Annotated in this window: 24 protein-coding genes; 11 read left to right on the top strand and 13 right to left on the bottom strand. The window is 37.4% G+C overall.

What is annotated here, in order from left to right:
- Nucleotide 1: 1 nt before the first annotated feature.
- From J4Q03_RS08670 to J4Q03_RS08640, 7 genes are all read right to left on the bottom strand, one after another.
- Complete coding sequence (locus tag J4Q03_RS08670) at nucleotides 2-1,594, bottom strand: SulP family inorganic anion transporter (RefSeq protein WP_426047799.1); 1,593 nt, start codon at nucleotides 1,592-1,594, stop codon at nucleotides 2-4.
- Nucleotides 1,595-1,731: 137 nt separating this feature from the next.
- Nucleotides 1,732-2,031: a hypothetical protein gene (locus J4Q03_RS08665; protein WP_426047798.1), complete on the bottom strand. Its 300-nt coding sequence runs from the start codon at nucleotides 2,029-2,031 to the stop codon at nucleotides 1,732-1,734.
- Nucleotides 2,032-2,052: 21 nt separating this feature from the next.
- Complete coding sequence (locus J4Q03_RS08660; protein ID WP_426047797.1) at nucleotides 2,053-2,721, bottom strand: carbonic anhydrase; 669 nt, start codon at nucleotides 2,719-2,721, stop codon at nucleotides 2,053-2,055.
- Between the two features lie 328 nt (nucleotides 2,722-3,049).
- Nucleotides 3,050-8,020, bottom strand: a complete 4,971-nt coding sequence (locus J4Q03_RS08655) for a T9SS type A sorting domain-containing protein (protein WP_426047796.1) — start codon at nucleotides 8,018-8,020, stop codon at nucleotides 3,050-3,052.
- A 398-nt stretch (nucleotides 8,021-8,418) separates the two neighbouring features.
- Nucleotides 8,419-8,970 (bottom strand): serine acetyltransferase, encoded by a 552-nt coding sequence (locus J4Q03_RS08650; RefSeq protein ID WP_426047795.1) that lies wholly within the window; start codon nucleotides 8,968-8,970, stop codon nucleotides 8,419-8,421.
- Nucleotides 8,971-8,979: 9 nt separating this feature from the next.
- The gene (locus tag J4Q03_RS08645; RefSeq protein WP_426047794.1) at nucleotides 8,980-10,131 is read right to left on the bottom strand and encodes a glycosyltransferase; all 1,152 of its coding nucleotides are present in this window, start codon (nucleotides 10,129-10,131) and stop codon (nucleotides 8,980-8,982) included.
- On the bottom strand, nucleotides 10,132-10,695 hold the full coding sequence (locus tag J4Q03_RS08640; RefSeq protein ID WP_426047793.1) for a DapH/DapD/GlmU-related protein: 564 nt from the start codon (nucleotides 10,693-10,695) through the stop codon (nucleotides 10,132-10,134). It abuts the gene before it with no gap.
- A gap of 44 nt (nucleotides 10,696-10,739) precedes the next feature.
- Between J4Q03_RS08640 and J4Q03_RS08635 the strand changes: the two genes are divergently transcribed.
- From J4Q03_RS08635 to J4Q03_RS08625, 3 genes are read left to right on the top strand one after another with little or no spacing between them, the layout of a single operon-like run.
- Entirely contained in the window at nucleotides 10,740-11,714 is a 975-nt protein-coding gene (locus J4Q03_RS08635; RefSeq protein WP_426047792.1) for a ketoacyl-ACP synthase III, read from the top strand.
- 32 nt (nucleotides 11,715-11,746) lie between these two features.
- Nucleotides 11,747-11,980: a phosphopantetheine-binding protein gene (locus J4Q03_RS08630; RefSeq protein ID WP_426047791.1), complete on the top strand. Its 234-nt coding sequence runs from the start codon at nucleotides 11,747-11,749 to the stop codon at nucleotides 11,978-11,980.
- Nucleotides 11,980-12,738: an SDR family NAD(P)-dependent oxidoreductase gene (locus J4Q03_RS08625; protein WP_426047790.1), complete on the top strand. Its 759-nt coding sequence runs from the start codon at nucleotides 11,980-11,982 to the stop codon at nucleotides 12,736-12,738. The genes J4Q03_RS08630 and J4Q03_RS08625 overlap by 1 nt, the downstream gene beginning before the upstream one ends.
- On the opposite strand, the gene J4Q03_RS08620 is transcribed toward J4Q03_RS08625, so the two are convergent.
- Genes J4Q03_RS08620 through J4Q03_RS08610 form a run of 3 tightly spaced genes read right to left on the bottom strand, consistent with a single transcriptional unit; the run spans nucleotide 12,735 to nucleotide 15,290 of the window.
- A complete protein-coding gene (locus tag J4Q03_RS08620; RefSeq protein ID WP_426047789.1) occupies nucleotides 12,735-13,901 on the bottom strand; it encodes a glycosyltransferase in 1,167 nt (388 codons plus the stop codon). The two genes, J4Q03_RS08625 and J4Q03_RS08620, sit on opposite strands and share 4 nt — an antisense overlap.
- Complete coding sequence (locus J4Q03_RS08615; protein WP_426047788.1) at nucleotides 13,901-14,740, bottom strand: glycosyltransferase family 2 protein; 840 nt, start codon at nucleotides 14,738-14,740, stop codon at nucleotides 13,901-13,903. Before J4Q03_RS08615 ends, J4Q03_RS08620 begins: the two co-directional genes overlap by 1 nt.
- Before the next feature lie 7 nt (nucleotides 14,741-14,747).
- Nucleotides 14,748-15,290 carry an acyltransferase gene (locus J4Q03_RS08610; RefSeq protein ID WP_426047787.1) on the bottom strand — a complete coding sequence of 181 codons (543 nt, stop codon included), beginning with the start codon at nucleotides 15,288-15,290 and terminating at the stop codon, nucleotides 14,748-14,750.
- A gap of 104 nt (nucleotides 15,291-15,394) precedes the next feature.
- Here J4Q03_RS08610 and J4Q03_RS08605 point away from each other — a divergent pair, with 104 nt between their 5' ends.
- The 8 genes from J4Q03_RS08605 to J4Q03_RS08570 all read left to right on the top strand — a co-directional run bounded on the left by J4Q03_RS08605 (nucleotide 15,395) and on the right by J4Q03_RS08570 (nucleotide 22,183).
- Nucleotides 15,395-16,165 (top strand): class I SAM-dependent methyltransferase, encoded by a 771-nt coding sequence (locus tag J4Q03_RS08605; protein ID WP_426047786.1) that lies wholly within the window; start codon nucleotides 15,395-15,397, stop codon nucleotides 16,163-16,165.
- A gap of 109 nt (nucleotides 16,166-16,274) precedes the next feature.
- The gene (locus tag J4Q03_RS08600; protein WP_426047785.1) at nucleotides 16,275-17,303 is read left to right on the top strand and encodes an acyltransferase family protein; all 1,029 of its coding nucleotides are present in this window, start codon (nucleotides 16,275-16,277) and stop codon (nucleotides 17,301-17,303) included.
- A gap of 30 nt (nucleotides 17,304-17,333) precedes the next feature.
- Nucleotides 17,334-17,465 (top strand): hypothetical protein, encoded by a 132-nt coding sequence (locus J4Q03_RS08595; RefSeq protein ID WP_426047784.1) that lies wholly within the window; start codon nucleotides 17,334-17,336, stop codon nucleotides 17,463-17,465.
- Between the two features lie 15 nt (nucleotides 17,466-17,480).
- A complete protein-coding gene (locus J4Q03_RS08590; RefSeq protein ID WP_426047783.1) occupies nucleotides 17,481-19,208 on the top strand; it encodes an HAD-IIIC family phosphatase in 1,728 nt (575 codons plus the stop codon).
- A gap of 9 nt (nucleotides 19,209-19,217) precedes the next feature.
- Nucleotides 19,218-19,457, top strand: coding sequence for an acyl carrier protein (locus J4Q03_RS08585; RefSeq protein WP_426047782.1), 240 nt, complete (start codon nucleotides 19,218-19,220; stop codon nucleotides 19,455-19,457).
- Nucleotides 19,457-19,837, top strand: a complete 381-nt coding sequence (locus J4Q03_RS08580; RefSeq protein WP_426047781.1) for a VOC family protein — start codon at nucleotides 19,457-19,459, stop codon at nucleotides 19,835-19,837. Before J4Q03_RS08585 ends, J4Q03_RS08580 begins: the two co-directional genes overlap by 1 nt.
- Nucleotides 19,837-21,255 (top strand): MBOAT family O-acyltransferase, encoded by a 1,419-nt coding sequence (locus J4Q03_RS08575; protein WP_426047780.1) that lies wholly within the window; start codon nucleotides 19,837-19,839, stop codon nucleotides 21,253-21,255. Before J4Q03_RS08580 ends, J4Q03_RS08575 begins: the two co-directional genes overlap by 1 nt.
- Nucleotide 21,256: 1 nt before the next feature.
- The gene (locus J4Q03_RS08570) at nucleotides 21,257-22,183 is read left to right on the top strand and encodes a hypothetical protein (RefSeq protein ID WP_426047779.1); all 927 of its coding nucleotides are present in this window, start codon (nucleotides 21,257-21,259) and stop codon (nucleotides 22,181-22,183) included.
- Here J4Q03_RS08570 and J4Q03_RS08565 read toward each other — a convergent pair.
- Genes J4Q03_RS08565 through J4Q03_RS08555 form a run of 3 tightly spaced genes read right to left on the bottom strand, consistent with a single transcriptional unit; the run spans nucleotide 22,175 to nucleotide 25,196 of the window.
- Nucleotides 22,175-23,113: a glycosyltransferase family 2 protein gene (locus J4Q03_RS08565; protein ID WP_426047778.1), complete on the bottom strand. Its 939-nt coding sequence runs from the start codon at nucleotides 23,111-23,113 to the stop codon at nucleotides 22,175-22,177. The genes J4Q03_RS08570 and J4Q03_RS08565 overlap by 9 nt on opposite strands.
- A gap of 2 nt (nucleotides 23,114-23,115) precedes the next feature.
- Nucleotides 23,116-24,051 carry a glycosyltransferase family 2 protein gene (locus J4Q03_RS08560; RefSeq protein WP_426047777.1) on the bottom strand — a complete coding sequence of 312 codons (936 nt, stop codon included), beginning with the start codon at nucleotides 24,049-24,051 and terminating at the stop codon, nucleotides 23,116-23,118.
- Nucleotides 24,048-25,196, bottom strand: coding sequence for a glycosyltransferase family 4 protein (locus J4Q03_RS08555; RefSeq protein WP_426047776.1), 1,149 nt, complete (start codon nucleotides 25,194-25,196; stop codon nucleotides 24,048-24,050). The genes J4Q03_RS08560 and J4Q03_RS08555 overlap by 4 nt, the downstream gene beginning before the upstream one ends.

The following is a 25,196-nucleotide window of genomic DNA, read 5'->3' as shown; positions in this document are numbered from 1 at the left end:
CTTACATAGCTCTTCTGTGTGTGATCAGGATGTGAGAGTCTTCATCTGTTTCATAATCTTTGTATGAAGTTTTGAAGCCTAAAAGTTCCACATTGATATCTTCTTCTTTGGCCCGGATATTGGCGAAATCCTGGATCATTTCCAGTACATCTGTCGCAATATATGAAGTTCCCCTTGCATCGATGGTCACGGTAGAGTTGGGCTTTACATTTTTTAATGTTTTTTTGATGGCTGCTTTATTCAGGAAAGAAACTTCTTCAGCAAGCTTAATGTTGATTTCATCAGCATCATTCAGTTTTTCTCTGCTCAGATAATAGGCACGCTTCATATTTCCCTGAAGGATATAGAATACGGAAATAGCCAGACCGATTCCAACTCCTTTAAGAAGATCGGTTGCCACAACGGCTACAACCGTAGCGACAAACGGAATGAACTGGAATTTACCTAAATGCCAGAAATGCTTGAATGTTGCAGGCTTTGCCAGTTTATATCCTACAAGAATCAATACTGCGGCAAGTGTCGCAAGCGGTATTAAGTTCAGTATGAACGGAATAGTAAGCACGCATACCAATAAAAGTACACCGTGGATCATGGCGGAAAGTTTTGAAGTGGCGCCGGCGTTAGCATTGGCAGAACTTCTTACTACGACAGATGTCATGGGCAGCCCTCCGATAAATGAGCTTATTAAATTTCCGATTCCCTGTGCTTTAAGCTCAAGATTAGTGTCGGTAATTCTTCTCTGTCTGTCTAATCTGTCTGAGGCTTCAATACAAAGCAGGGTTTCAATAGAAGCTACAATAGCAATGGTTGCCCCTACTATCCATACCTTAGGATTGGTGAATCCATTAAAATCAGGCATCGTAACAAGATTTTTGAAGTCATCCAAAGACTGAGGAACCGGTAGTGAAACCAGATGCTGAGTACTGATGGCCAAAGAGCTGCCGGACATTTTGAATGCTTCATTCAGAAGTATCCCTGCCACTACTGCAACCAATGCTCCGGGAAGCATTTTCATTCTTTTTAAAGCTGGAATTTTGTCCCATGCAATAAGGATACCTACGGAAACCAGCGTTACCACGATAGCTCCCAGATGTATAGCTCCGAATAATTCTGTAAAGTATCCGAAATTAAGGCCGTTATCAAAAATAGATTCATGCCCTTCATAGTCTTTATCGAACCCCATGGCATGAGGAATTTGTTTCAGAATAATGATAATCCCGATAGCGGCAAGCATTCCCTCAATAACGTTATTCGGGAAATAATTGGATATGCTTCCGGCTTTGATGAATCCCAGAATTAACTGGATAAGTCCGGCAATGATTCCTGCACAAAGGAAAAGCTCGAAAGCCCCCAGATCTGTAATAGCGGTTAAAACAATGGCTGTAAGACCTGCTGCGGGACCGGATACTGATATATTTGAATTACTTAGAAATCCTACAACTAATCCTCCTACGATACCTGCAATGACACCTGACAATGGCGGTGCCCCTGATGCTAAAGCGATTCCGAGACATAATGGAAGCGCGACTAAGAATACAACGAGTCCGGAAGGGAAATTCTCCTTGATTCCTCCTATAAATGATGTTTTTTTCATGATGTTTTGAAAAATACTATAACCGATTGATCTATCTTCAGATAATCAATTATAAAAGATTGGAAATTTAATTTTAAGCACACGTATCCGATATCAGCTTTTGATATGAATACTATAAAATCTAACGATACTTAAAATTAAGCTTCCGGAGGCGGGGAAAATATGGAAAGTAAGGGCGACAGATGAAAGGAATCGTCTATCAGCTCAAAAGATACACCCTGAAGGTCAGGCTCGGAAAACTTCACGTAATCGAATACGTCCAAAGTTTTCGGAAGTGTCTTTTCATAAACAATAAAAGATGACGGGTGAGAATGGGGCTCCTCTTCATTGATTGTTACATTGGTCCTTGCTATATCCCAGCCTGCAACTGCAGCAATGCCAGGCAGTGCTGTGAAGTTTAGGAAGAAGGTCAATACAATAATACTCCAGAATTTCATCTTACATTCATTTTAGAAAAACTAGTCTGTTTTTCTGCTCATTACCCAATCAGAACTTGTAAGGTTGTAGATTTTTTGGATGTCTTTCAGCGTTTTCTCAAAATCGATCTCCAAATCAATAATCTTACCTGTTCTAAGGTCAAATACCCAGCCGTGTACAATAGGATACTCATCTATGATATATCTTTCCTGTACGCAGGCCATTTTGATCACGTTGATGCACTGCTCCTGAACATTTAGTTCTACAAGTCTGTCATAACGTTTTCCTTCATCTTCGATAGTGTCTAGTTCAGCCTGGTGCAATCTGTAAACGTCACGGATGTTTCTTAACCAGGGATTTAATAATCCCAGATCCTGAGGGGTCATCGCTGCTTTTACACCGCCGCAATTGTAGTGTCCACAAACAATAATGTGATTTACTTTTAAGTGCTCCACGGCATATTGGATTACCGCTGTTGAACTCATGTCTAAAGTATTTATCACATTAGCGATATTTCTTGTTACAAAAACTTCGCCCGGTTTTGTGCCCATCAGTTCTTCCGCTGTCACTCTACTGTCAGAACATCCGATATACAGAAATTCTGGATTCTGAGTTTTAGCTAATTCTTCGAAGAAAGTTGGATCCTGCTTTATTTTAGACTCTACCCATTTCTTATTGTTTTCAAAAATAATTTCGTACGATTGTGACATAATTTCTTAAAGGTTATAATTATTTATTTCGTTTAAATTATTTTCAAATTCAATAGATTAAATCAATAATCATGCAAAAATATAATTTTTGTCGAAAAGGCAGTTACTTTTAACAAAATTTAATATTAAAATATGCTTAAAATCATGTTTAAAAGGACTGTTTCCGGCGTTTCTATACAAATTGGTTTGAAAAATTGATGATTTAAACTTGTATAAAATTACAAACTATAAATGATAATAATTAAAACCGGAGATTAAAATATTCTTAATTCTATTAAAAAACCATCTCAAAACTGAGACGGTTCAAATTTTAAGCAGTTGTTAACTGTTATTCTTTAATAATTTTCACTATTGTTTCGGAATTGTTGATTCTTACTAAATAAACTCCGGATAGTAAAGAGGAAAGATCAGTACGCTCATTTTCAAATTTACCGGACTTTACGAGTTGACCGGATAGATTATAAATCTGGTAATAATATTCTTTAGCAACATCGTTACCTTTGATATACAGAAGGTTTTTTACAGGATTTGGAAAGAACTGAAGATTGTTCTGAGCCATTTTTTCTTCTATCACTGTTTTTGAAAGAACATTTTTTGCTTTTGCTAGCGCATTCGGAGCCACCGGAATAGCAAATGGCTCATATCTTCCGATTTCATTTCCATTGGCATCGTACTTAATTTCCGCACAACGGCAGGACATAGCAGCCTGCGGACGGAAACCGAATGTTGGCACTAATGTATATAACAAGTCGCTTGTACCTCCTCCGGTTGTATTGAATAACATGCCAAGAGAAGGACCCGTTCCCTGACTGGCAGATGTCCAGATACCGGAAAAGGAAAATGTTACTTTTGCAGCATCCATTGAAGCTGTTAAATCATTACCTCCATTAAAACCTCTTATTCCATTATTAGGGAACACACCTATATTATATTCAGCTTTGTTTAATACGAATCCAAATCTTGAATTCACTTTCCCTTGGGCTGAAGTTGCTCTCACCATCCCTCCTACATAGTTAATTCTATTTGCATTGTAAGCTTCATTTCTTACATTCAGAGTATTTCCGTTACCAGGATCCATTCCATAGATATTGGTATTGAATTTCGCATTGTAAAACCAAGGTGTATTTCCCTTTGAAATAAAGTTCCCCAAAATAATTCCTGTAGAAACGGTATGCAAATCAACAATTCGCCAACCTGCAGGGCAAGGATCGTAAGGAGATTTCTCTGCAGCATGACCCCATCTTTCCGGCATATTGCCATTTTCATCTGAAACCCAATCTAGCTTTGTGTTATCAGATTGGTACAGATAATTCATCGGATTGGACACAGAATATTTCACTATTTTCTTCAGCTTGTCTGCTTTGGAATCAAGTGTAGAAACTGAAGCCGCAGCAGAATACGTAGAATAAGGCTGGCTGTAAGTACTTGTATAAGATGCTTCTGTGATGTTTCCCGAATAAGGAATGGCACCGGTTGTTGCATTAGCCGGATTGATTTGTCTGTATACAGTATAAGCATTAAAAGGTCTTGAGAGAACACCGTTGGTCCATACCTGCGGTAAGTTATAGAACATTCCGGGATTGTAGAATGCCGGAAGCGGATCTTTTCTGCCCCACTGGAAGTGTAGGCCTCCGCTGTCATGCATTTGATCTAACTTCTTATAAATATCCGTCTGGCTGTTAGATGATGCAAGTGGCTGCCCTTCTGTATCTGCCAATCCTATAATATGTTCATTGATAAAAGGTAGCCTGGCTCCTAAATCTCTGTCCATGAAGGTAGTTTTCATAGGAACTCCAGCACTGGTCATTGGATCTACAAACTGATCATTGGCCGCTATAACCCCACCATTTCCAACGTTTTCAGGATCCACATCATACGTTGTGACCACAGATCTCGGTGCCCAAATGTGCCAGCTCCATACAACAGGGTCATTATGTTTGTTGGATGTCCAGGTTCCTGTACCTGCATGGAAGGCAACCACAGCATTACCTGTCTGATTTTGATTTAAAGTAACTTTTAAAATGGAACTATCTATAGATCCGTTTATAATTTCCATTTTTTGAATTAAACTTGTATTGCTGGTCCAAACTACAGATGATGATTTTGTACTTTCTGCTGGGAAAGAAAAATCAGTGTTTAAATGCAGCTTGTGCATAGCATAGGCTTTTTTCAATGGAATTTCAATAATCCTGTCATTATCTTTATTTGGATCTATAGTATTTCCATTTGGATTTGGAGTTACCAACGCAGGATTGGTATATTCTATATAACTGTTTGGTAGTTTAGTCCATGATTTTAAAGTTTCTATAGAATAAGTTTCATTCGTTGAATAAACAAAGTTTGTGTCAAATGCCGGCGACATAAAAGCGGCATTAGGATCATAAATACAACGGACACCACCACTGCCTGTATATGCACTGCTGGAGAACCTGTGCCAGCCCGGTCTCGGTTTAGAAGCGCTTAACGGATCTGAAATTAAAGCCAAACCAGCCGCTCCAAATGAAGGCTGTCGTACCTGATTGATCATTTCAGAAGCAGTAATGAAAGTAGTAGTTAATAGCCCGCCGTCTGCACTCTGATCCTGGAAATTTATAACCGGTGTGATCCATCCTGTTCCATATTTTAGAGGACTTGCTGTATTCGGATAAGATTCATAATTTCCGTTAATAGGAAATTTGCCCAAATTCATTCCGTTAACTCCTGAAAAATCAAATCCAAACTGAGGATAAATCTTTATGCCCGGATAATCAGCATTTAATGAAGTTGCGTTAAACTCCGGATCAACCGTATTTCCCGTATGCTTTCCCCAAGGACTGTATCTGTTTTCATCCGGCATTGGAACGCCTGAATTTCTACCTCCCGAAAAATAGCTTGAAGGTACTCTCCAGTTACATGGGCATGGGTCATATGGTGACTTCAGTGCATATCTGGAACTGGATTCTCCAACAGCAGGATCGTCTATATCTGAATAATTCCCCTGACGTGTATCTCCCCAAAGATCCCAGGCAATTATATTTTCGCGGTAAGGAGGAATAAATTTTCTGTATTTTTCTTTTGAAAACCAAGTCGTCATACCTACCTGTGTCCAGCTGTCATTGCTGTTTTGTGCTAAGAAATCTTCCCCATCATTCAGCAGTGCTTCTCCTTTTTTGGCAACATAAATAGGTGTTGCAATAAAACTTATCGGGTTTTCTATAGAGAATCTGATGTTTCCGTTAGGTGTATCTGTTCCGGTATTAATTTGAGCAGAATACTTATTTCCTCTTATTTTTATGAATTTCGCTTGAAAAGCAGGATCATTGTAATTTAAATTAATCTCTCCATTAATAGGGTAGAGGCTTAAATCTTTTAATCCAAAAGATGGAAACGGATCTTTTCTTCCCCATTGATACTGTAAACCTGCAGATTTATGCCAGTCGTTTCCAACAAAATTGGCATTAGTAGCCCCCAGGTTTCTATCCATCCATTTCCAGTTGGTCACTACATTTCCGTCTTTGTCTTTTTCAAAGCCATGATGGTAAGTGCTTCCATGGGTTCCTGGGTCGTCAGTAGCCCATACGTGCCATGTCCAGTATATTTTGTCATTTACTTTATACGAAATAGCAGCGTTACCTTCTTTTATTTTATTGATCATTACTTTGATCCTCGCATTTTCTCCTGTGCCTTCTAAGGTAACAGATTTTATAAGTCCCGGTTCATCTTCCCAATACAGTCCTGCTTTTGCAATACCTTGTAAGGAAATAGGTGTATAATTACCATTGTCATCTTTCATGAAATCGCCACCTCTGGACCACATTTCATAAGCTTTTTTTACAGGAATATATAAACCGTCTACCGAGGCTCCGTTTTTATCTTTACCTGTGAAAATATAACTGTTTGGGGCTTTTGTCCAGTCTGCAGGACTGTTATCGGGAACGGCTCCGGAACTGAGTGTATAGCATGCATTTGCACAATCTGTTGTACTTAATTTTACGTTGCCGAAAATTCCTACATAATTGATGAACCGGGCAATTTCAGACTCAATATCGGAAAGAGATCTTACAGACTGTGAAGAGCTGGTAGCGTCGTTTCTTAAGGCTCCCATCCCGTAAAGTGTCATTTCAGGAGTATTTGAAATAATTAGATTTTCAGAACCCGGACCTCTTCTTGCTCCCCCCTGATCGTTACCATATCCAAAGAATAATGCACCATAGTTACTATGCCCGGTTGCTGGTTTTATACTGATAAACTGTCCGTCACTTTTATAAACCCTGAATCCGGTTGCCTGGCTGGATACCACCACAACAGGCTCCTGATCTGTAATGAAGTCTGAAAGCTTTTCGTAGATCGTATTATAGAGATTGAAATACCGGCTTTGCAGCTGGTTAGGATTCCTGAAATCATGTTGACCGGGGCCGTTAGGGTCACCAGGCCACTGACTGAATTTTAATAATAATCCACTGATGGAGAATTTACCGGCAAACATATATACGGGATCATTGTAGGTATATAAATAAGGGATCGGATGTCCGGGCATTTCATGGTAGATAAATTCAGGTGTTGCTCCCAAAACATCAGCAGATACTCCCGAATTGATCATTTTAACGGATTTGTTTCCATTACCATTATCCATTACTGAAGCTGGAGATACAGGTGAAAAAGCGTTATCATCCTTTTTGTTATTCATAATAACGGGTCCCAGTTTGTTCCATGAATATGCTGAGGTCACTCTGTCTTTTATTCCCGTTACTTTTCCATTAACATCCATGATAAGAGTTCCTTCTTTCTTTGGTGTTAAAAGAATAGTGTATTCATTTTCATCCAGATCGCAATTGGCTGCTGAATAATCAGATAGCCTGTAATGATTGACTGTTTTACCCCAGTACACGCTGCTGAAATTAGCTGTGCCGGAGTCTGAGCTTAATTCAATCTTTAAATTATAAGTTGTGTTTGCAGAAGCTGGTAATTCAAAAACTGCTTTTAAGTTTTCGTTATACTGATTGTAAGAGTATAGTGTTTTACACCATGCGGTCACCCATTCTCCAAGGGCATTCTGATATTTGATGGAAAGAAGAATATTACCGTCAGTGAAAGGCTTGGAAAACTGCCCGCTCATGACGACAAGTCCTTTTTCATTCACATTTTGTGAAACAATAATAAGAGGATCCAGGTCGTAAACACTTGGGGGTACTAGTGTTTTAAAGCTGGTTCCGCTGAGGTTCTCATTAATTTCCGGAACGGGTATTGTCCTCGAAAAAGCATGAGACGCTGCAATACAAAATACCGCAGCAAAAATCTTTAATGTAGATTTTTTTTTCATACGTATAGAATTAAAGTGTTTTTAGAAATAAGAGATTAACCTTTTAAGAAATGGCTAGATATATACTGATTTTTGTTCGGATCTCTACTTGTGTATAAAGCCCTGAAGTTTACAATACATAAATATTGATCATTTCTTATGCAAGATTATCTTTTTTGCTTATCAGATTCTTAAGAGTATAAGATTCAGAGATAAAAGTGAGTGAGGCAATATGAAAGCTGCTTCATATCTGAATTGTGAATTTTTTTCATGTTTTGTGTTTTTAAAGTTATATGCGTTTTTTTGAAAGAATTTTTAATTCTTTAGCAAAAGTCGATAAAAAAATAATTTCCCACAATAGAGAATTTGGCTTTTTGAGAAAAAAGCCAGGTCCTAGATATAAATCTACAAATGGATTGCTATATTTTATTATTGATATAAGCTTCTGTAGCCCTTTCTGTTGAATAGATGCTTCCAGGATTTCCAACGACTACTGAATTGGCGGGAACGTCAAAGTTTACATACGAATTGGGGGCAATTAAAACATTGTTTCCAATGGTAACTCCACCTACAATCACAGCGTTGGCCCCTATCCACACTTCATCACAAATTGTAGGGAATCCCTGAAGTTTACCACGGTTTTGCTGGCCGATCGTTACCCCCTGTGCAATATTACAGTTCTTTCCGATTTTAGCTTTGGGATTAATCACTAAACTACCCCAGTGGCCTAAGTAAAAACCTTCTCCTATCTCGGTTTCAGGGTAAATCTGATAGCCATATTTTATTTGGTAATGTCTGAGGACAAATCTCCAGAATATTCCTAAAACAGGCTTTTTATTATGTTCCTGAGCTTTTCTCAAAACATAAATGAAATGCAGATTCGGATTGATACACTTTTTCCAGATCCCAAATGAAGAAAGCCATTTTCCGCTCTCCCTGTAAAAATCCTTTTGTATGACAGTATAACCCATTTTAATTTTTTATAATTCATCAATGATCTCCTGAAGCTGTGCTACAGATTTCTGCAGTACAAAAGGCAGATCAGTCATTGCAATTTCTTTTTCGTAATGAGCTGCAAGCTCCTGGTTGGTAAGAAGTTTCTTCATCCCTTCGTAAATTCCATCCTCAGAATTTGGAATAATAATGCCTAATTTTCCTTCCTGAAGAAGATCTTTTATTCCGGAAACATCTGTAGAGACAATAGGTTTATTCAAAATCAAAGCTTCTGCGATAATGGTAGGGAAACCTTCGTGCCTTGAAGACATCACATAAAAATCAGCTTTTTTCAGATAAGGATAAGGATTACTTCTGAAGCCGAGCATTTTTACAGTTTCCTGAACACCCAGCTGATTCAGCTTTGCGTGAATGTTCTCAAAATCAAAACCATCACCAATAATGATGATCTGGTGCTTCAATCCCTCGTCAGTCAGTTTTTTATGTACATCAAGAAGCCTGTCATAGCCTTTCTGCGGATAAACAGTTCCAATCGTAATAAAAGTGGGAATAGTATTGGAGAAAGGATAGTCATCGATTACCGTATTCGCTTTATTTAGAGTATCATCTTTATCTATCGGGTTATAAATTTTAATAACTGCCTGTTTTTCTCTTTCATTTTGTGAAGCTTTCTGCATTTCCTCTTTCAGCTTATTAGAAATAACCAGTATCCTGTCAAACCTGAAAAGCTGTCTGATCACATTTGGTGTATATTCTTTCAGATTAAAAATATCGTTCTGTATCCAGATGATTTTTTTTGAATCCTTTTGAGGGCTGGAAAGAAGTTCTCTGTACATTCCGTGGATAGCAGCTATTTCCACATCATACTTTTTATTTTTTAGAATAAACCGGTAAAGAAGAGCCGGGAACCAGAGAAACAGTTTCTGGTAAAGCACCCTGAATGCTTTCACAGGAATTTCGTGAGGTCTGTTGGTGGTAATCATTTCACCTTTCAGGAGATATTGCAGGTTGACCCACGACGGAACCTCCTTGATATACATTCCTGTATAAAGGTTGATCAGCAGGTCTATTTCATATTTGTCTTCAGGAAGGTTTTTGAGAAAGTTGATGAGAACTTTTTCTGCGCCGCCATGCCGGAGAGAACCTATACGAATAAGGACTTTCTTTTTTTGTGACATTTATTTTTTTACAGGTTTATAATTATGAGGGAGATTTTTGATAAGGTATTGTTCTAAGGCAGACCGGTCTGCTTCTAACTCTAAAGGGTAAATGGTGTTGTTGGCTAATAATTTTTCGCCATATTGTTCAATTGTACAGATAAATTTTGCAGGAGCTCCTGCATACACTGAATTATCAGGAATAGAGCTGCTGACAACACTTAATGAGCCTACAATACAATTGCTCCCAATAGAAACTCCGGGTAAAAGAATAGTTCCTTTTCCAATAAAGGTATTGTTACCGATTTTTATTCTTCCGAAAGTTCTTCCGTCTTTATACTTTTCAATTCTTTTGGTTACCCGGCCATCTCCGCCGTGATTGATGAAAGAAACACCTTCTGCAATCGTTACATTATCACCCATTTCTATAAGGAAACATTCTGAGCCAAAGTTTGGAATACCTTGAACATACAGATTGTCGCCCACTTTCATGCCTTGATGAATGGCCACTTTTATCGCTGCATTTTTCACCATGTCTTCATATAGGGAACGGATTTTCAATATGATTCTGAATAGGAGCATCATTATTGTGAATTTGTTTTTTATTTTTACAAAGAAAAAGAATTTCTATGATAAAAGTTTCCAAAATAGAATATTATTTGCCCGGTAAGGTTCTTACCAATGAGGATCTTGAGAAAGAATTTCCTGATTGGAGTTCTGATAGAATTCTTGAAAAAGTAGGGATAAGACAGCGCCATATTTCTTCAGACAAAGAAACTGTTCTGGAACTTGCTGTAAAATCTTCAGAAAAGATTTTCGAAAGTTATGACAGGAATAAGGTAGAATTTATCCTCTTTTGTACCCAGAGCCCGGATTATTTTCTTCCCACTACGGCCTGTATTCTTCAGGACAGGCTTGGCCTCAGAAGAAATATTGGAGCAATGGATTTTAATCTTGGGTGTTCCGGATTCATTTATGGACTGGCTTTTGCTAAAGGATTAATAGCAGCCGGTATTGCGGAAAGTATTTTACTGATCACATCAGAAACTTATACAAAGCATATCAATAGTAAAGATAAAGCCAACCGAAGTATTTTCGGAGATGCATCGGCCTCTGTAATTGTGGAGAAGGATGACAATGCCAGGGATTATCAGTTCTGTCTGGGCACAGACGGAAGTGGTGCTGAAAATCTTATTGTAAAGAAAGGAGCTTTCAAAAAAGATTTTGAACTTAATCCTGAACATGATTTTGGTCCGGAGAATCTTTACATGAACGGACCCGAAATTTTTAATTTTACTATTGAAAATATCCCGGGACTGATAAAAGAAACTTTAGAAAAAAATGGGCTGACGATGGAAGATATTGATCATTTTGTTTTTCATCAGGCCAATTCTTTTATGCTGAATTATTTAAGGAAGAAAACCAAAATACCGGCAGAAAAGTTTTATATCAATATGGAGAACACAGGAAATACAGTGTCCGCAACCATTCCCATTGCCCTGAAAGATATGATGGATAAAGGAATGCTGAAAGAAGGAGACAGGGTATTAATGGCCGGTTTTGGCGTGGGATATTCCTGGGGAGCAACCGTGCTGAACATTTAAAGAAGTAATATAAATTGGTAAAATAAAAATATATGAAGACGTCCGTTTTTTTAGAGAAATTACAAGAAGAATTAGAAGAAAAAGAAGCATTAACAATTGACACAAACCTGAGACAGCTGGAAAGTTATGATTCCATCAGTCTTCTTTCTGTCATTGCTTTTGTTGATGAAAGTTTCGATAAGAAAATTGATGCAAATTATTTTAAAGATATAGAGACTGTTTCTGATCTCATGAATATTATTGGTGAAGAAAATTTCGAAGATTAGTGAATCCGTTTTCTTTAAAAGATAAGATAATTCTTATTACAGGCGCTTCTTCCGGTATTGGGAGAAGCTGTTCTGTAGAATGCAGCAAGAGCGGGGCAGGTCTTATCCTTATTGCCAGAAACAGTGAAGAGCTGCAGAAAACAGTATCTATGCTGGCTCCGGATACCAAGGCAGAAACCATTATGGCAGATATTACCAATACTGCAAATCTTGAAGAGCTGATTGCTGAAAAAATATCGGTTTTAGGTAAGGTCTCCGGATTTATCCACTGTGCCGGAATAGAAAAAACACTTCCGCTGAAAAAGCATACTTCCCAGCTTTACACAGATGTTTTTGCAGTCAATGTGATTGCGGGGTTTGAAATTGCCAGGATTTTATCCCTCAAAAAATATAAAAACGAAATTTCCAGTTTTGTCTTTGTTTCCTCAGTAGCAGGAATGGTAGGCGAAATAGGGAAAACAGCCTATTCAGCGAGTAAAGGTGCCGTAATTGCGGGAGCACGTTCCATGGCTATGGAGCTTGCAAGGGGTGGAACAAGAGTCAACAGCATAAGTCCGGCGATGGTAAATACTCCGATACTGGAAAAAATGTTTGAAAATATTGGTGAAGACGCTGCAGAAGAGATCCTTAAAAAACACCCGCTAGGAATAGGCCAGCCAGAAGATGTAGCCAACGCCTGCATTTTCCTGCTTTCGGATGCTTCAAAGTGGATCACGGGCTCGAATCTTGTGGTAGACGGAGGATATTCCGTGCATTAATTTTTTCTGTAAAGATCTTCAAGAATTTCTTCCACCGCATCAAAGATTTTCTGATTGTCAAACTGGTCCTCTATGGTTTCCAGGTTTTTTCTGATCCTGGCAATAAGCTCCGGATCTGTTAAGAAAGTCTTCATAGCAGCATACATCTCATTCGTATCATAATTGATGAGGTAACCGGTTTCTCTGTCTTTGATCATCACCCCCACATCTCCTGTATCAGTAGCAATAATGGGCTTCTGAAGGATTAAAGCTTCAGCGATCACCAGTGGCCATGCTTCAGATTCGGAGGGCAGAATGAAATAATCCGCATTTTTTACATAGGGATAAGGATTCATCTTGTTGCCGCTTAAAATAAAGGTATCCTGAACATTATTCATGCGGATCTGCTCTGTAAGATTTTTCATTTCTTCACCGCTGCCTACAACAATAATGCTATGGTGAAAACCTTCATAAATTAATCTTTTGTGGGCATCAATAAGCTTGTGGTATCCTTTTCTGTCATGAAGGCGCCCTACGGAAACAAAAACGGGGCCCTGAGGAAGAGATTCTATTTTTTCCTGTGCTTTTTTCTTGATTTCATCAATAGGAATAGCATTAATTATTACACTTTCATCAGGATACTTTAATTCCGGGTAATAGGTATGCATCAGATCTTTGATTTTCTGTGAACAGTAAATCATGTGGTCAAACTGTGGGAAATTGTCCAGAATATCAGGAACCAGCGGCTGTAGCTTAGGTAAATTGATTTCAGAGTGAAACCAACCCAATTTTTTAGAGGCTGGGTTGCTGGAATTGGTAACAGATGAAAATGCTGAGTAAGTAGGAGCGATCTCGATATCGAATTTTTTGTTCCCTAACAACTGGTCAGAGATTTTATTGTTTTTCAGAGTGCGGGAAAGCTTCAGTCTCCTGCGAATCAATTGAAGTTTATAGATCAGTGGATTTTTGGATAAATCTTCCTTTCCGTCAGTAAAATATATCTTTTTAACGTGTTCCGGGAATTCATTTCTAAGTTCACCCTGATTCATATTCAGACATACTGTTATATCAAATTTTTCAGGATTGAGATTGTTGAGGATACTGAGAATCACTTTTTCCACGCCGCCCATCTCCATAGAACGGTGTCGGAAAAGAACTTTTATTTTCTGATTTTTTACTGACATTACCTGAAAAGTTTTTGTAAAGTAATGGAGATTTTTCTTTTTATCCTATATGGAACTGAATTCTGGTACTCCAATAGTTTGAAAATCTCCTGCTGTCCGGCATAGGTTTCCGGAACTTTCATTCCGTTTATGCTTTTAATATTTCTCCGCTTCATTGCGTTGAAAACTACCTGGGCAAAATATTCGTACGACTTTGTTTTATTCTCGTTTTGTGAAATTCCGCCTGTATGGGTCCTGTAAAGATAATTGGTGTCGTCAATGAAATAAACATCACCTTTTTCATACATCTTTAAATAGAGATCCTGATCCTCCGAGATCTTCAGTGCAGCATTCATCTTTTCAGTTTGCTCATAAATATCTTTTCTGAACGTTACAAAATGAGCAATCTGAATAGGATAATTAAAAAAATAGGGATCTTTATTCTGAACCTGCATGGCAGATCTAAACGGAGCAATGGGCTTCAGATTCTTATCACAGCTCATAAATCGTGAATAAGCCAGTACCACATTTTTTTTCTTTGCAAATACACTTACGGCCTTTTCAATAGCATGGGGAAGAATAGCGTCATCAGGATCAACAAAACCACAGATGTCGCCTGACGCAAGATCAATAAGCCTGCTTTTGGTAACTCCCACACCGGAATTTTGTTCATTTTCGAAAAATTTAAACCGTTCGTCACCGGCAATGAGGGCTTTTATCTTTGTCTTTTCAGCTTCAGACGAAGCATCATCCAAAATGATGGCTTCCCAATTTTTGTAGGTTTGAGTAAGCAGTGAGCTGTAACAGTCTTTGAACAGCATAGCATTATTGTAATGGGCGATAAGTATTGAGAATTTCATCTGAATTTTAAAGGGAATTAAATACTAAATCCTGTTTATTAACAACCTGCGTATTGGCAGGAACATCTTTGAATATGGTACATCCTGCTCCGATAATGCAGTTGTCGCCTATTGTAACACCTTTCAGGACAGTAACGTTACTTCCCAGCCAGCAGTTGCTGCCTATTTTGATAGGAGCTTTAGTAAATTTAGACGGATAGAGTTTGAATGCCGGAGAAGTTTCATACGTGTGGTTATGGTCATAAAGTTTGACATTTTCACCAAACAATGTATTTTCACCAATTGAAATATGTTCCAGACAGTTGATAGAGCAGAAATTATTCATGAAAAAGTGATCACCTATTTCTAAGCTGGCATCTTCCATCACCAGAATACAGGTGTAGTTTCTGAATTCCACCGACTTTCCGATGCTTATTTTTTTTATGTTCTTATCAAGAATAAAGCGTCCACCGACCCCCAATCTGATATTTTCAAAAAATACTTTAGGGTTTTTTTTCAGGATAGAAAGCTGCTGCCATCTGTATATTTTTTCGAAAAAATTGTAGAACATAGAGGAGCTTTTGTTTTTTTATTTCATTTGAGTCTCACAAATATAATCTGTTTTTACATAAATGAGAAAAAAATATTTATTTTTGCGGTATTAAATACAACACAGTGAGTGAAATAACAAGGGTTCTCAAAACGTTTATAGGGTATTTGAAAAGACCCGATCTTTATCCGGAACTAGGCCGGAAAATTATTAAAAATACAGTCAACAGGGGGAATGCTTTCAAAGGCAAGGAAAAAACAAATTCGTGGGCTGCAGGAAAAGCAATGTCCCAGAAAGAGGCTGTTTCAAAACTATTCGGTCTTGAAATAAGTGCTTTCCGTACCGATTATGCGGAAGTTTTAAGAACGGCAGAACAGCGGGAAAAAGAATGTCCTGTAAAAATGGGCGGCCCGGGAGCTTTGGAACTGATGTATTATGCGTGCGAATTTGCCGATGCAAAGCATGTGGTGGAAACAGGTGTAGCCTATGGATGGTCGTCTCTGGCTTCACTTCTGTCTCTCACAAAAAGAGAAGGTACACTGTACAGTTCAGATATGCCGTATCTGGCGCAGGATGGAGACCAATATGTGGGCTGCGTTGTTCCTCAACATCTTAAAAACAATTGGAAATTATTCCGTTTTGCAGATAAAGAATCACTGCCAAAAATTTTTGCTGAAAATTCAGTTTTTGATGTTCTTCATTATGACTCTGATAAAAGTTACAACGGTAGAATGTGGGCCTATGATGAACTGTATAAGCATCTGAAAAAAGGGGGCGTTTTTATCAGTGACGATATTGGTGACAATTCTGCTTACCAGGATTTCTGTGAAAAAAACAGCATAGAAACAACAGTAGTGGAATATGAAGGAAAGTATATCGGCGTTTTTGTCAAGTAGTTTTAGAGAAGAATGTGTTATAATGCTTTAACCGTATATTTTCATGACGGGAAAAGATTTTTCCCCCTTGTCCTTAAACTATTATAAAGCTGTTGAACAGTCCTTGTGAATGAAGATAAGCCAGATTACCTTTACCAGATTCCTTGCAGCTATAGCTATAGTTATTTCTCATTTCAATAAAGATATGTTTGTTTATAAGACAGATTATATTTCAAATATCTTTTTAAAAGCCAACGTGGGAGTGAGCTATTTTTTTATTCTTTCAGGTTTTATTATGATCGTTGCGTATCATAATAAAGAGAAAATAGAATATATTGAATATTATAAAAACAGGTTTGCAAGGATCTATCCGTTATATGGAGTTGGGTTACTTCTTTATCTCGTAACCAGATACTCAAATTTTAGTATTATCAATATTTTTTTATATCTGTTCGGGCTGCAGAGCTGGATACCGGGTAAGGCTATGATCCTGAATTTTCCGGGATGGTCTATTTCTGTGGAATTTCTGTTTTATCTGATTTTTCCTGTACTTTATAATTATTTTTATTCAAAAAGAAATAAAAGCATCTGGGTGGCGGGTATTGTGCTGTGGATTATTACCCAGGTATTTTCCCATCTTTATGAAGCTTCACCATCCTATAAGGGACCGCATACAGAAAGCCATGAGTTTCTGTATTATTTTCCGCTGATGCATGTAAGTGAATTTTTGGTAGGAAATCTTGCAGGATTGTTCTTCGTGAATCATTTTAAGCAGAAAAATTATGATATTCCTGTCATTCTGGTCTTTGCAGGGGTGATGCTTTCGCTGATTTTTGTTCCTCTTTTTTATCATAACGGACTTATGGCCGTACTTTTTATTCCGCTTATTCTTTTAATCTCATGGAATAACGGAAGAGTTACAAAAATTCTCTCATTAAAGCCGTTGGAGTACCTGGGTGAAGTGAGCTATGCTGTTTATATTACCCATATTCCCATTTTGTATATCCTGAGGGAAATTCTGAAACAGCAGGATTATCAATTTGATATTAACAGTGTTTTCTGGATTTATCTTGCTGTTCTTATCATGGTCTCGATGCTGTTCTATCAATTTGTTGAAAAACCGCTTAGGGATCTTATTAAAAAACTAAATATCAGATAAAATCTTTATTTTTGCAGCAAAACAAACACAATGAAGAAAAACACAAATATTTTCAAGATATGTACAGCATTCAGTTATACTGAAGATCCGGAACTTACGGAAGGCTTTAAAAGAAATAAGACTGAACTGCCAGCATTGAGAACGAGTACAATCCTATCTTAAGTAAATAAAAGAATCATGTACAAAACGTTTTCGGAACTGAAAAAAGCACTCCGCAGAGACCTCCCTCAGCTTAAAAAAATTAAGGTGGCATTACTTGGTGACACTGCTACACAGTTTCTCAATGTTGCTTTGAAGGGTACCGCTGTGAACGAAGGCTTTGAATTTGAGATTTTCGAAGCTGATTTCGGTCAGATCTCACGGCAGATTCTGGATCCTTCCTCAGAATATTATGAGTTTAATGCAGATTATACCATCATTTTTGAATCCACTCACAAACTATTAAGTCAATATTATAAATCATATGATACACAGGCTGCTTTTGCAGAGCAGAAAATCTCTTATATTGAGAACCTGTACCAAACTATCCAGAACAGAACCAAAAGCAGAGTGATCTACTGTAATTTTCCGGGAATAGATAATCAGGTCTTCGGAAACTTTTCCAATAAAGTAGAGTCGTCCTTTGTTTTCCAGCTGAATAAGCTGAATTATCTGCTTTCGGCGGAACTGGCGATCAAAAATGATAACTTCTTTATTGCAGATTTACTTTCGATTCAGAATAAATGGGGAAGAGACTTTATGTTTTCTCCAAACATCTATGTGAACACAGAAATGGTGCTTTCACTGGACGCGCTTCCGATTGTTGCCCACCATATCACCGGAATTATTTCTTCTTTGGAAGGAAAGTTTAAGAAATGTCTGATCCTGGATCTGGATAATACCACATGGGGCGGAATTATCGGAGATGATGGCCTGGAAAAGATCCAGATAGGAAGTCTGGGAATAGGAAAAGCGTTTACCGAATTTCAGTACTGGATCAAGGCTCTTCAGAGAAGAGGTGTAATTTTGGCGGTTTGCAGCAAGAATGATGAAGATAAAGCCAAAGAGCCTTTTGAAAAACATCCCGATATGGTCCTTAAACTGGATGATATTGCTGTTTTCGTAGCTAATTGGGATAATAAAGCGGATAATATCAGAAAAATCCAAAGCATTCTTAATATTGGATTTGATTCCCTGGTATTCCTTGATGACAATCCGTTTGAAAGAAATATTGTACGCGAAAACCTTCCTGAAGTCTGCGTTCCTGAGCTGCCCGAAGATCCGGCAGAATATCTGGAATATCTATACAGTCTGAACCTTTTTGAAACATCCAGTTTCTCGGAAAATGATGCAGAGAGAACCAAACAATACCAGGTGGAAGCACAGAGAGCGGTCGATCTGGACAGTTTTACCAATGTTAAAGATTTCCTGAAAAGTATGAATATGGTTTCGGATGTGAAATCTTTCGACAGCTTTTCAAAACCTAGAGTTTCACAGCTGACACAGCGTTCCAACCAGTTTAATTTAAGAACTGTGAGATACACGGAACAGGATGTCGACACCCTGATCAAATCCGAGGAGCACCACACTATTTCTTTCACACTGGAAGATAAATATGGTGACAATGGGCTGATCTGTGTTATTGTTTTGGAAAAGAAAGATCCGGAAATACTTTTCATAGACACCTGGCTGATGAGCTGCCGTGTGCTTAAAAGAGGAATGGAAGATTTTACCCTGAATACCATTGTGGAAACTGCCAAAAAGCACGGATTCAAACATGTTATGGGAGAATACCTTCCTACTGCAAAAAACCAGATGGTGAAAGATCATTATGAAAGATTAGGGTTTACTGAGCATAATGGGCAGTGGATTTTGAATGTTAACGAATATCAGTCAAAAGAAGTATATATCATTAATAAAAATTAAATTAAAAACATGGATAAGAACGAAATTTTATCAAAGCTTACCAATGTCTTTCGTGACGAATTGGATAATGAAGAAATTGTATTAAATGCTGAAACGACAGCCGAAGATGTGGAAGAATGGGATTCCCTTTCCCATATTCAGTTAATTGTAGCCGTTGAAAAAGCTTTTGGAATACGTTTTACCTCTTCTGAAATTCAGGGATGGAATAATGTAGGTGAAATGGCTGATTCTATAGCTTCAAAACTATAATGAAATTTCATCATGTTGGAGTTGCCTGTAAAGATATACAGGCAGAACTCCAAAATATCAGGCAGCTTCATACTATTGTAGAAGAAACTCCTGTTGTCTTTGATCCGAATCAACAGGCGGAGCTTTGTATGGTTACAGTGGAAGACGGCTTAAATATTGAGTTTGTTTCCGGAAAACCTGTAGAAAATCTTTTGAAAAAGAGAATTTCGTACTACCATATCTGCTATGAAGTTGAAGATATTGATAAGACAATAGAACATCTTACCCAAAACGGAGGCATGCTAATTTCCCCTCCCAAAGAAGCTATTCTTTTTAATAACCGGAAAGTTGCTTTCCTGATGCTTTCTTATGGAATTGTTGAACTTTTAAACAGTAACTAATGCAGTTTACATCATTAGTATTCATCCTTTTTTTCTCAGTTGTATTTGCTGTGTATTGGTGGGTTTTAGGTAAAAAGCTTAAAGCTCAGAATATATTTTTATTATTGGCCAGCTATGTATTTTATGCAAATTGGGACTGGAGGTTTTTAATACTTTTGATCATAAGCTCAGGGGTCAGTTATTATTTGGGATTAAAAATTTCTGAGACTAAAACTCCCGGAAAAAAGAAGCTTTTAGTCAATCTGGGACTTCTTTTTTCTATTGGAACCCTGTTTTATTTTAAGTATTTTAATTTTTTCATAGACTCTTTTGCAGAGTTATTCAAGATTAAAAGTACACTTACGTTAACCATAATTCTTCCTTTGGGAATCAGTTTCTATACCTTTAGAATGATAAGCTATCTGCTTGATATTAAGAATAATAAATTGAAGGCAGAAACAGATATACTGGCATTCTTTAATTATATTGCTTTCTTTCCGAGTATGACTTCCGGACCTATTGATAAGGCTGGACTGTTATTGCCACAATTAAAGAAAGAAAGAATTTTCACGCTGGAAAACGGCTCAGATGCTGCAAGACAGATTCTTTTGGGAGCATTTAAAAAATTAGTTGTTGCCAACAGTATCAGTCCTGTTACACAGGAAATATTTCAGAACTATGATCATCTTTCAGGAAGTACGGTTGCTTACGGAATGATTTTATTCCTTTTTGAGATGTATGCTGATTTTTCAGGGTATTCTGATATGGCAATAGGTTTTGCCAGACTTTTAGGATTTAAGATCACGAAGAACTTTGCTTTTCCACTCTTTGCGCAAAATATTGCAGAATACTGGAGGAAATGGCATATTTCCCTGACTTCATGGCTTACCGAATATGTTTTTACCCCTTTGGTTATTCAGTTCAGGGATTATGAAAAGAAAGGACTGATTGCTGCAATTATTCTGAACTTTATATTAATCGGAGCCTGGCATGGGCCAAGATTTACCTTTGTCCTGTTTGGTCTGCTTCACGGGCTTTATTATGTTCCATTGATTTTGAATGATAAACTGAATAAGAAGAAAAAGTTTTCAAAGTCTGTTCCTACCTTTAAGGAATTGGGAAATATTTTGCTGACAATGGCAATGGTTTGTTTTGCCCTGATACTTTTCGTTGCGCCAACCCTTACTGATGCAGTGGGAATGTACGGAAGGATTTTCAGTCTTTCTGTTTTTTCGGTTCCGGAGTTTATGAAAATTAAAATTTTAGGATTAATAGGAATTATAATATTGATAGACTGGCTGAATAAAGATAAAGAACACGGTCTTGAAATCAGCAGATTTAAACCTTTTACCAGAAGAGTTTTTTACGTTTTTCTTATTTTCATGATTTTATATTTCGGTGTGTTTGGTAATACTAGTTTCATCTATGAACAGTTCTGATATGAAGAAGTTTTTATTTAAAATATCCTTTTATATTCTTGCCGTTGCTGCTGTTTTATTGTGGCTGGGAAGTTATGCAGATGGTAATACGGATGATAATTACAGACATTTTACAGGTCCCAAGCCTTCCAATATAATTCTGGGCGATTCCCGCGGTTCCCAGGCTTTGGTGCCCGATGTTTTAGACGGTAAGTTTAAAGACAGGAGATTTGATAATTTTTCCCTCAACCTTACCGAATCACCATACGGACAGATATATCTTGAAGCCTTAAGGAAAAAACTTAATCCTGATACCCAAGATGGCATCTTTATCCTGACTGTTAATCCCTGGAATGTATCCACAGGTAAAGATGTTAAAGATGCAAAAGAATATACAGAAAATACTTCCTCATTGGCAGACATGCATTTTTATGATATCGCGCCCAATTATGAGTATCTTTTAAAACATTACCCTAAAAGCTGGTTTAATATCTACAATGACAGGGAAGCCATAGGGAAATCCAATACTTATCTTCATAAAAACGGATGGATGGAAGTAACGGTTGATATCAATCCGGCTGATTTAAGAAAAAGAGAAGCCAGCAAAATAATCCAGTATAAGGAATTTGCGAACACTCAGAAAATATCCCAGGACAGACTGAACGCGTTGGAAGATATCATTAAATACCTTGATGCCAAAGGAACTGTTTATATTGTCAGAATTCCTGGTTTTAAAGGGGTTATGGATATAGAGAATGCTTTCTCCCCTGATTTTAATGATATAATAGGATCCCTTGCCAAGAAAAATAACGTGAAATTTCTTGACTTTTCTTCACAATATGATAAGTACATCTATACAGACGGAAATCATATGTACAAAGAATCCGGGAAAGTATTTACTGCCCAGATTGCTGATTCTATTCTTCTGGATAAGAAAATGTTAAAATAAATTTTTCCTGAAATTAATATTGAATAGGCCCGAACGGATACTTGGATAATCTGTAACCAGATATTTAGCGATCATTCCCCATTTTTTGAAAGTCGGGGCGATGGCAATCTCAAAACTGCGAAGCATTCTGTTGATGTGCAGTTTTACGTTTTCCGGGACAGTTTTTTCATTTTCGGCCCATGTATTCAGTTCTCTCCAAAGTAAAACACGCGTTTTCGCCGGGTTTATCTTCCCTGAATCCACTTTTGTGATCCTATTATTTTCGTGTACTCCTCTTAAGGCAACCGCCTGATCATTAATGCCTGTATAAAGCTTAAGATAATAGGCAAATCTTATGGTGATTTCCGAGTCCTGATGAAGTCTGAGTGAGGTTTCGAAAAACCTGTCCATCTTGGAAAGAGAAGCTGTTCTTAAGGTTAAGGTATCCAAATGAATAAGCCCGAAAGTACCGCGTAAACTGATCAGCCCCAGATAAACATCTTCAGGATTGGTTTTTTTGTATACCGTATCCAATTTGTCCTTATAAATAGGATAATACTGTTCCCTGGCTTTCTCCGAATAATATTTTACCCCGATAGCCCCATATACGCCTTCTACTTCAGGATTTTTAAAAAGTTCCCTTTCAGCATCGAATCTGTTGGGCAGATAATAATCATCCGCATCCAGGAATGCAATAAAATCTCCTGTTGCTTTTTCCATTCCTAAATTTCTGGAAGCTCCCGCACCGTGATTCCCTTTGTCGGGATGCTGGTAAAGTTTAACCCTCTCGTATTGTCCGGCTAATTTCTGGCAAACCTGCAGGGCGTTATCCGGAGACTTATCTTCAATTAAGATAACCTCATATACTTCTTGGAACTGAAGAGCCGATTCTACAGCCTGCGAGACATATTCTTCAGCATTATAAACGGGAATGATTACGGATATTTTCATGATTATCGGTTGAGATAGGTAAAACGATATTGTGTTTTTAATATTTGAGGGTCTTTGATTACCTCTAAAAAGGTACAAAAATATTTATTTAATCCTGTTTTTAAGGATAGATCAAATGATTTATAAGTCAGATAAATCTTTCTTTTACAGTCTGCAGGTAACGGATTGGCACCTGCCCAGTCATGCAAAGATTTCCATAATAGGAACTGTCTCTGATTGTATTGTGGTGAATATCTTATAATTTTTGTAATCCTGTTATTGTCATGAACTCCTCTTATCGCAATAGCTTTATCTATAATTCCTGACTTTAAATAGCAGTGATAGGCCAGTTTAATGATAAAATCGGAGTCCTGATGTACCCGAAGGTTTTCGTTGAAGCGAAGATTGTTTTTCACTACCGCTGATTTTCTTATAGTAAGCGTATTCAGATGAAAGAATGTTCCGAAAACTTTAGGAGTCAAGCCTAATAAACCTTTCAAAACAGTCTCACCTTCCGCAGGGAAATTAACGGTGGTCAGTGATAGATCTTTAAATTTATCCTGAAATTCTTTTCTGCCTTTTTCTGATAAATATTCTACGCCGATAGCTCCGAAAACACCTTCCGTTTTTTGTTCTTTAAAAACTTCTTTTTCTGCCTCAAAACGGTTGGGAAGATAGTAATCATCAGCATCTAGAAAAGATATAAACTCAGAGCCGGCTTTTTCAATCCCTAAATTTCTTGTGGCTCCTGCTCCATGATTTCCTTTATCCGGATGTTGATATAATTTAATTCTTGAATCTTTTAAGACCAGTTTTTGACAGACCTCCAATGAATTGTCGGTGGATTTATCCTCAACCAATACAATTTCTTTTATTTCATCAAACTGTAAAGCAGAATCTACCGCTTTCTCCAAAAAGGCGGAGGCATTGTAAACAGGTATAATTACAGAGATATTCATGCCTTACTGTATATTGCTTTTAATTTTTCACTGACAATAAGAGGATCGTGGTTCTTTTTGATTCTGTCCAGAGAATTTGCTGACTTTTCAGGCAGCTGTTCCGGATTTGTAAAAATCCCTTCCAAAATATTTTCAAGCTGTACTTTCAGGGTTCTTTTTAGTTCTTCCCGCTGTTCATCAGTAAAATAAAGAGCCTGCTTTAAACGGTTCTGAGGAAGATGAATAAGCCAGCCGCAATCTTCATTATTGATCTCGGGCAGGGCACGTATATCTGTCGTAATTACAGGAACGCCCGCTGCCTGCATTTCCAGAACAGAAAATCCATAGGTATCCGACCACGTGGGCAAAAGACCGATATGTGACTGCTTAATAAGCTCTAATACTTTTTCATTAGGGATATTTTCAAAAATATCAATCCATTCTTCTTTTTTCAGCATTTCTTTGGTTTCTAGGGCTTCTTTTTCAGTGACCCTGGTTACGTAATTGTCCGTTTTAAAAGATGAAACAATGCTAAGCCTGAAACTGTATTTCTGTCTTAATTTTTTCAAAACCTCTATCATTTCAGGGCCTCCTTTTAAATGAAACTGCGTACCTACAAAAATAAGATTAAAGATTTCCCTGTTTTGGTAGATCTCCTGTGAATTTCTGGGAATGATTTCCTGAGAGGGATGAATCACTGAAAGTTTAGATTTTATAATTTCCTGAAATTCAGGGTAGTTTTTTAAAAGCTCCCGCTGGATATTGGCCGATGCATTTGAAATTGAGATAATTCCCAGGCAGTTCTTTTTGCAGATCTGCTTGAGGGCATTTTCTGTTTTTTCATTACGGATATGCTGAGGTTTAGTTTTCTGATGATCATCTTTAGTTTCAGGGAAACGCGGAACAAGAGTCTCAAAAGAAGTTACCCATTTCTGGGAGGAATAATTGATATCATTATAAAGATGAAGAATATCAATTTTAGGTTTCTGATAAAAGAAATACCGTCCTTCAATATCCGTCTTTTTTCTGAATAAAATTTTTCTGACAGTAGATAATGAATGAAAAAGATTGTTATTCTTTCTTAGGAAAACATAGTCGAATTCAGAAACTTTATTTAAAATATTTCTTTTAATGGGATAGCCATTTTCTGCCAGTCCTATTCTCAT

The sequence above is a fragment of the Chryseobacterium sp. NFX27 genome (assembly GCF_049887855.1).
In the GTDB taxonomy this organism is placed as follows: domain Bacteria; phylum Bacteroidota; class Bacteroidia; order Flavobacteriales; family Weeksellaceae; genus Chryseobacterium.
The sequence above is the reverse complement of the archived record's forward strand: the minus strand, read 5'-3'. Positions and strand labels throughout refer to the sequence as shown.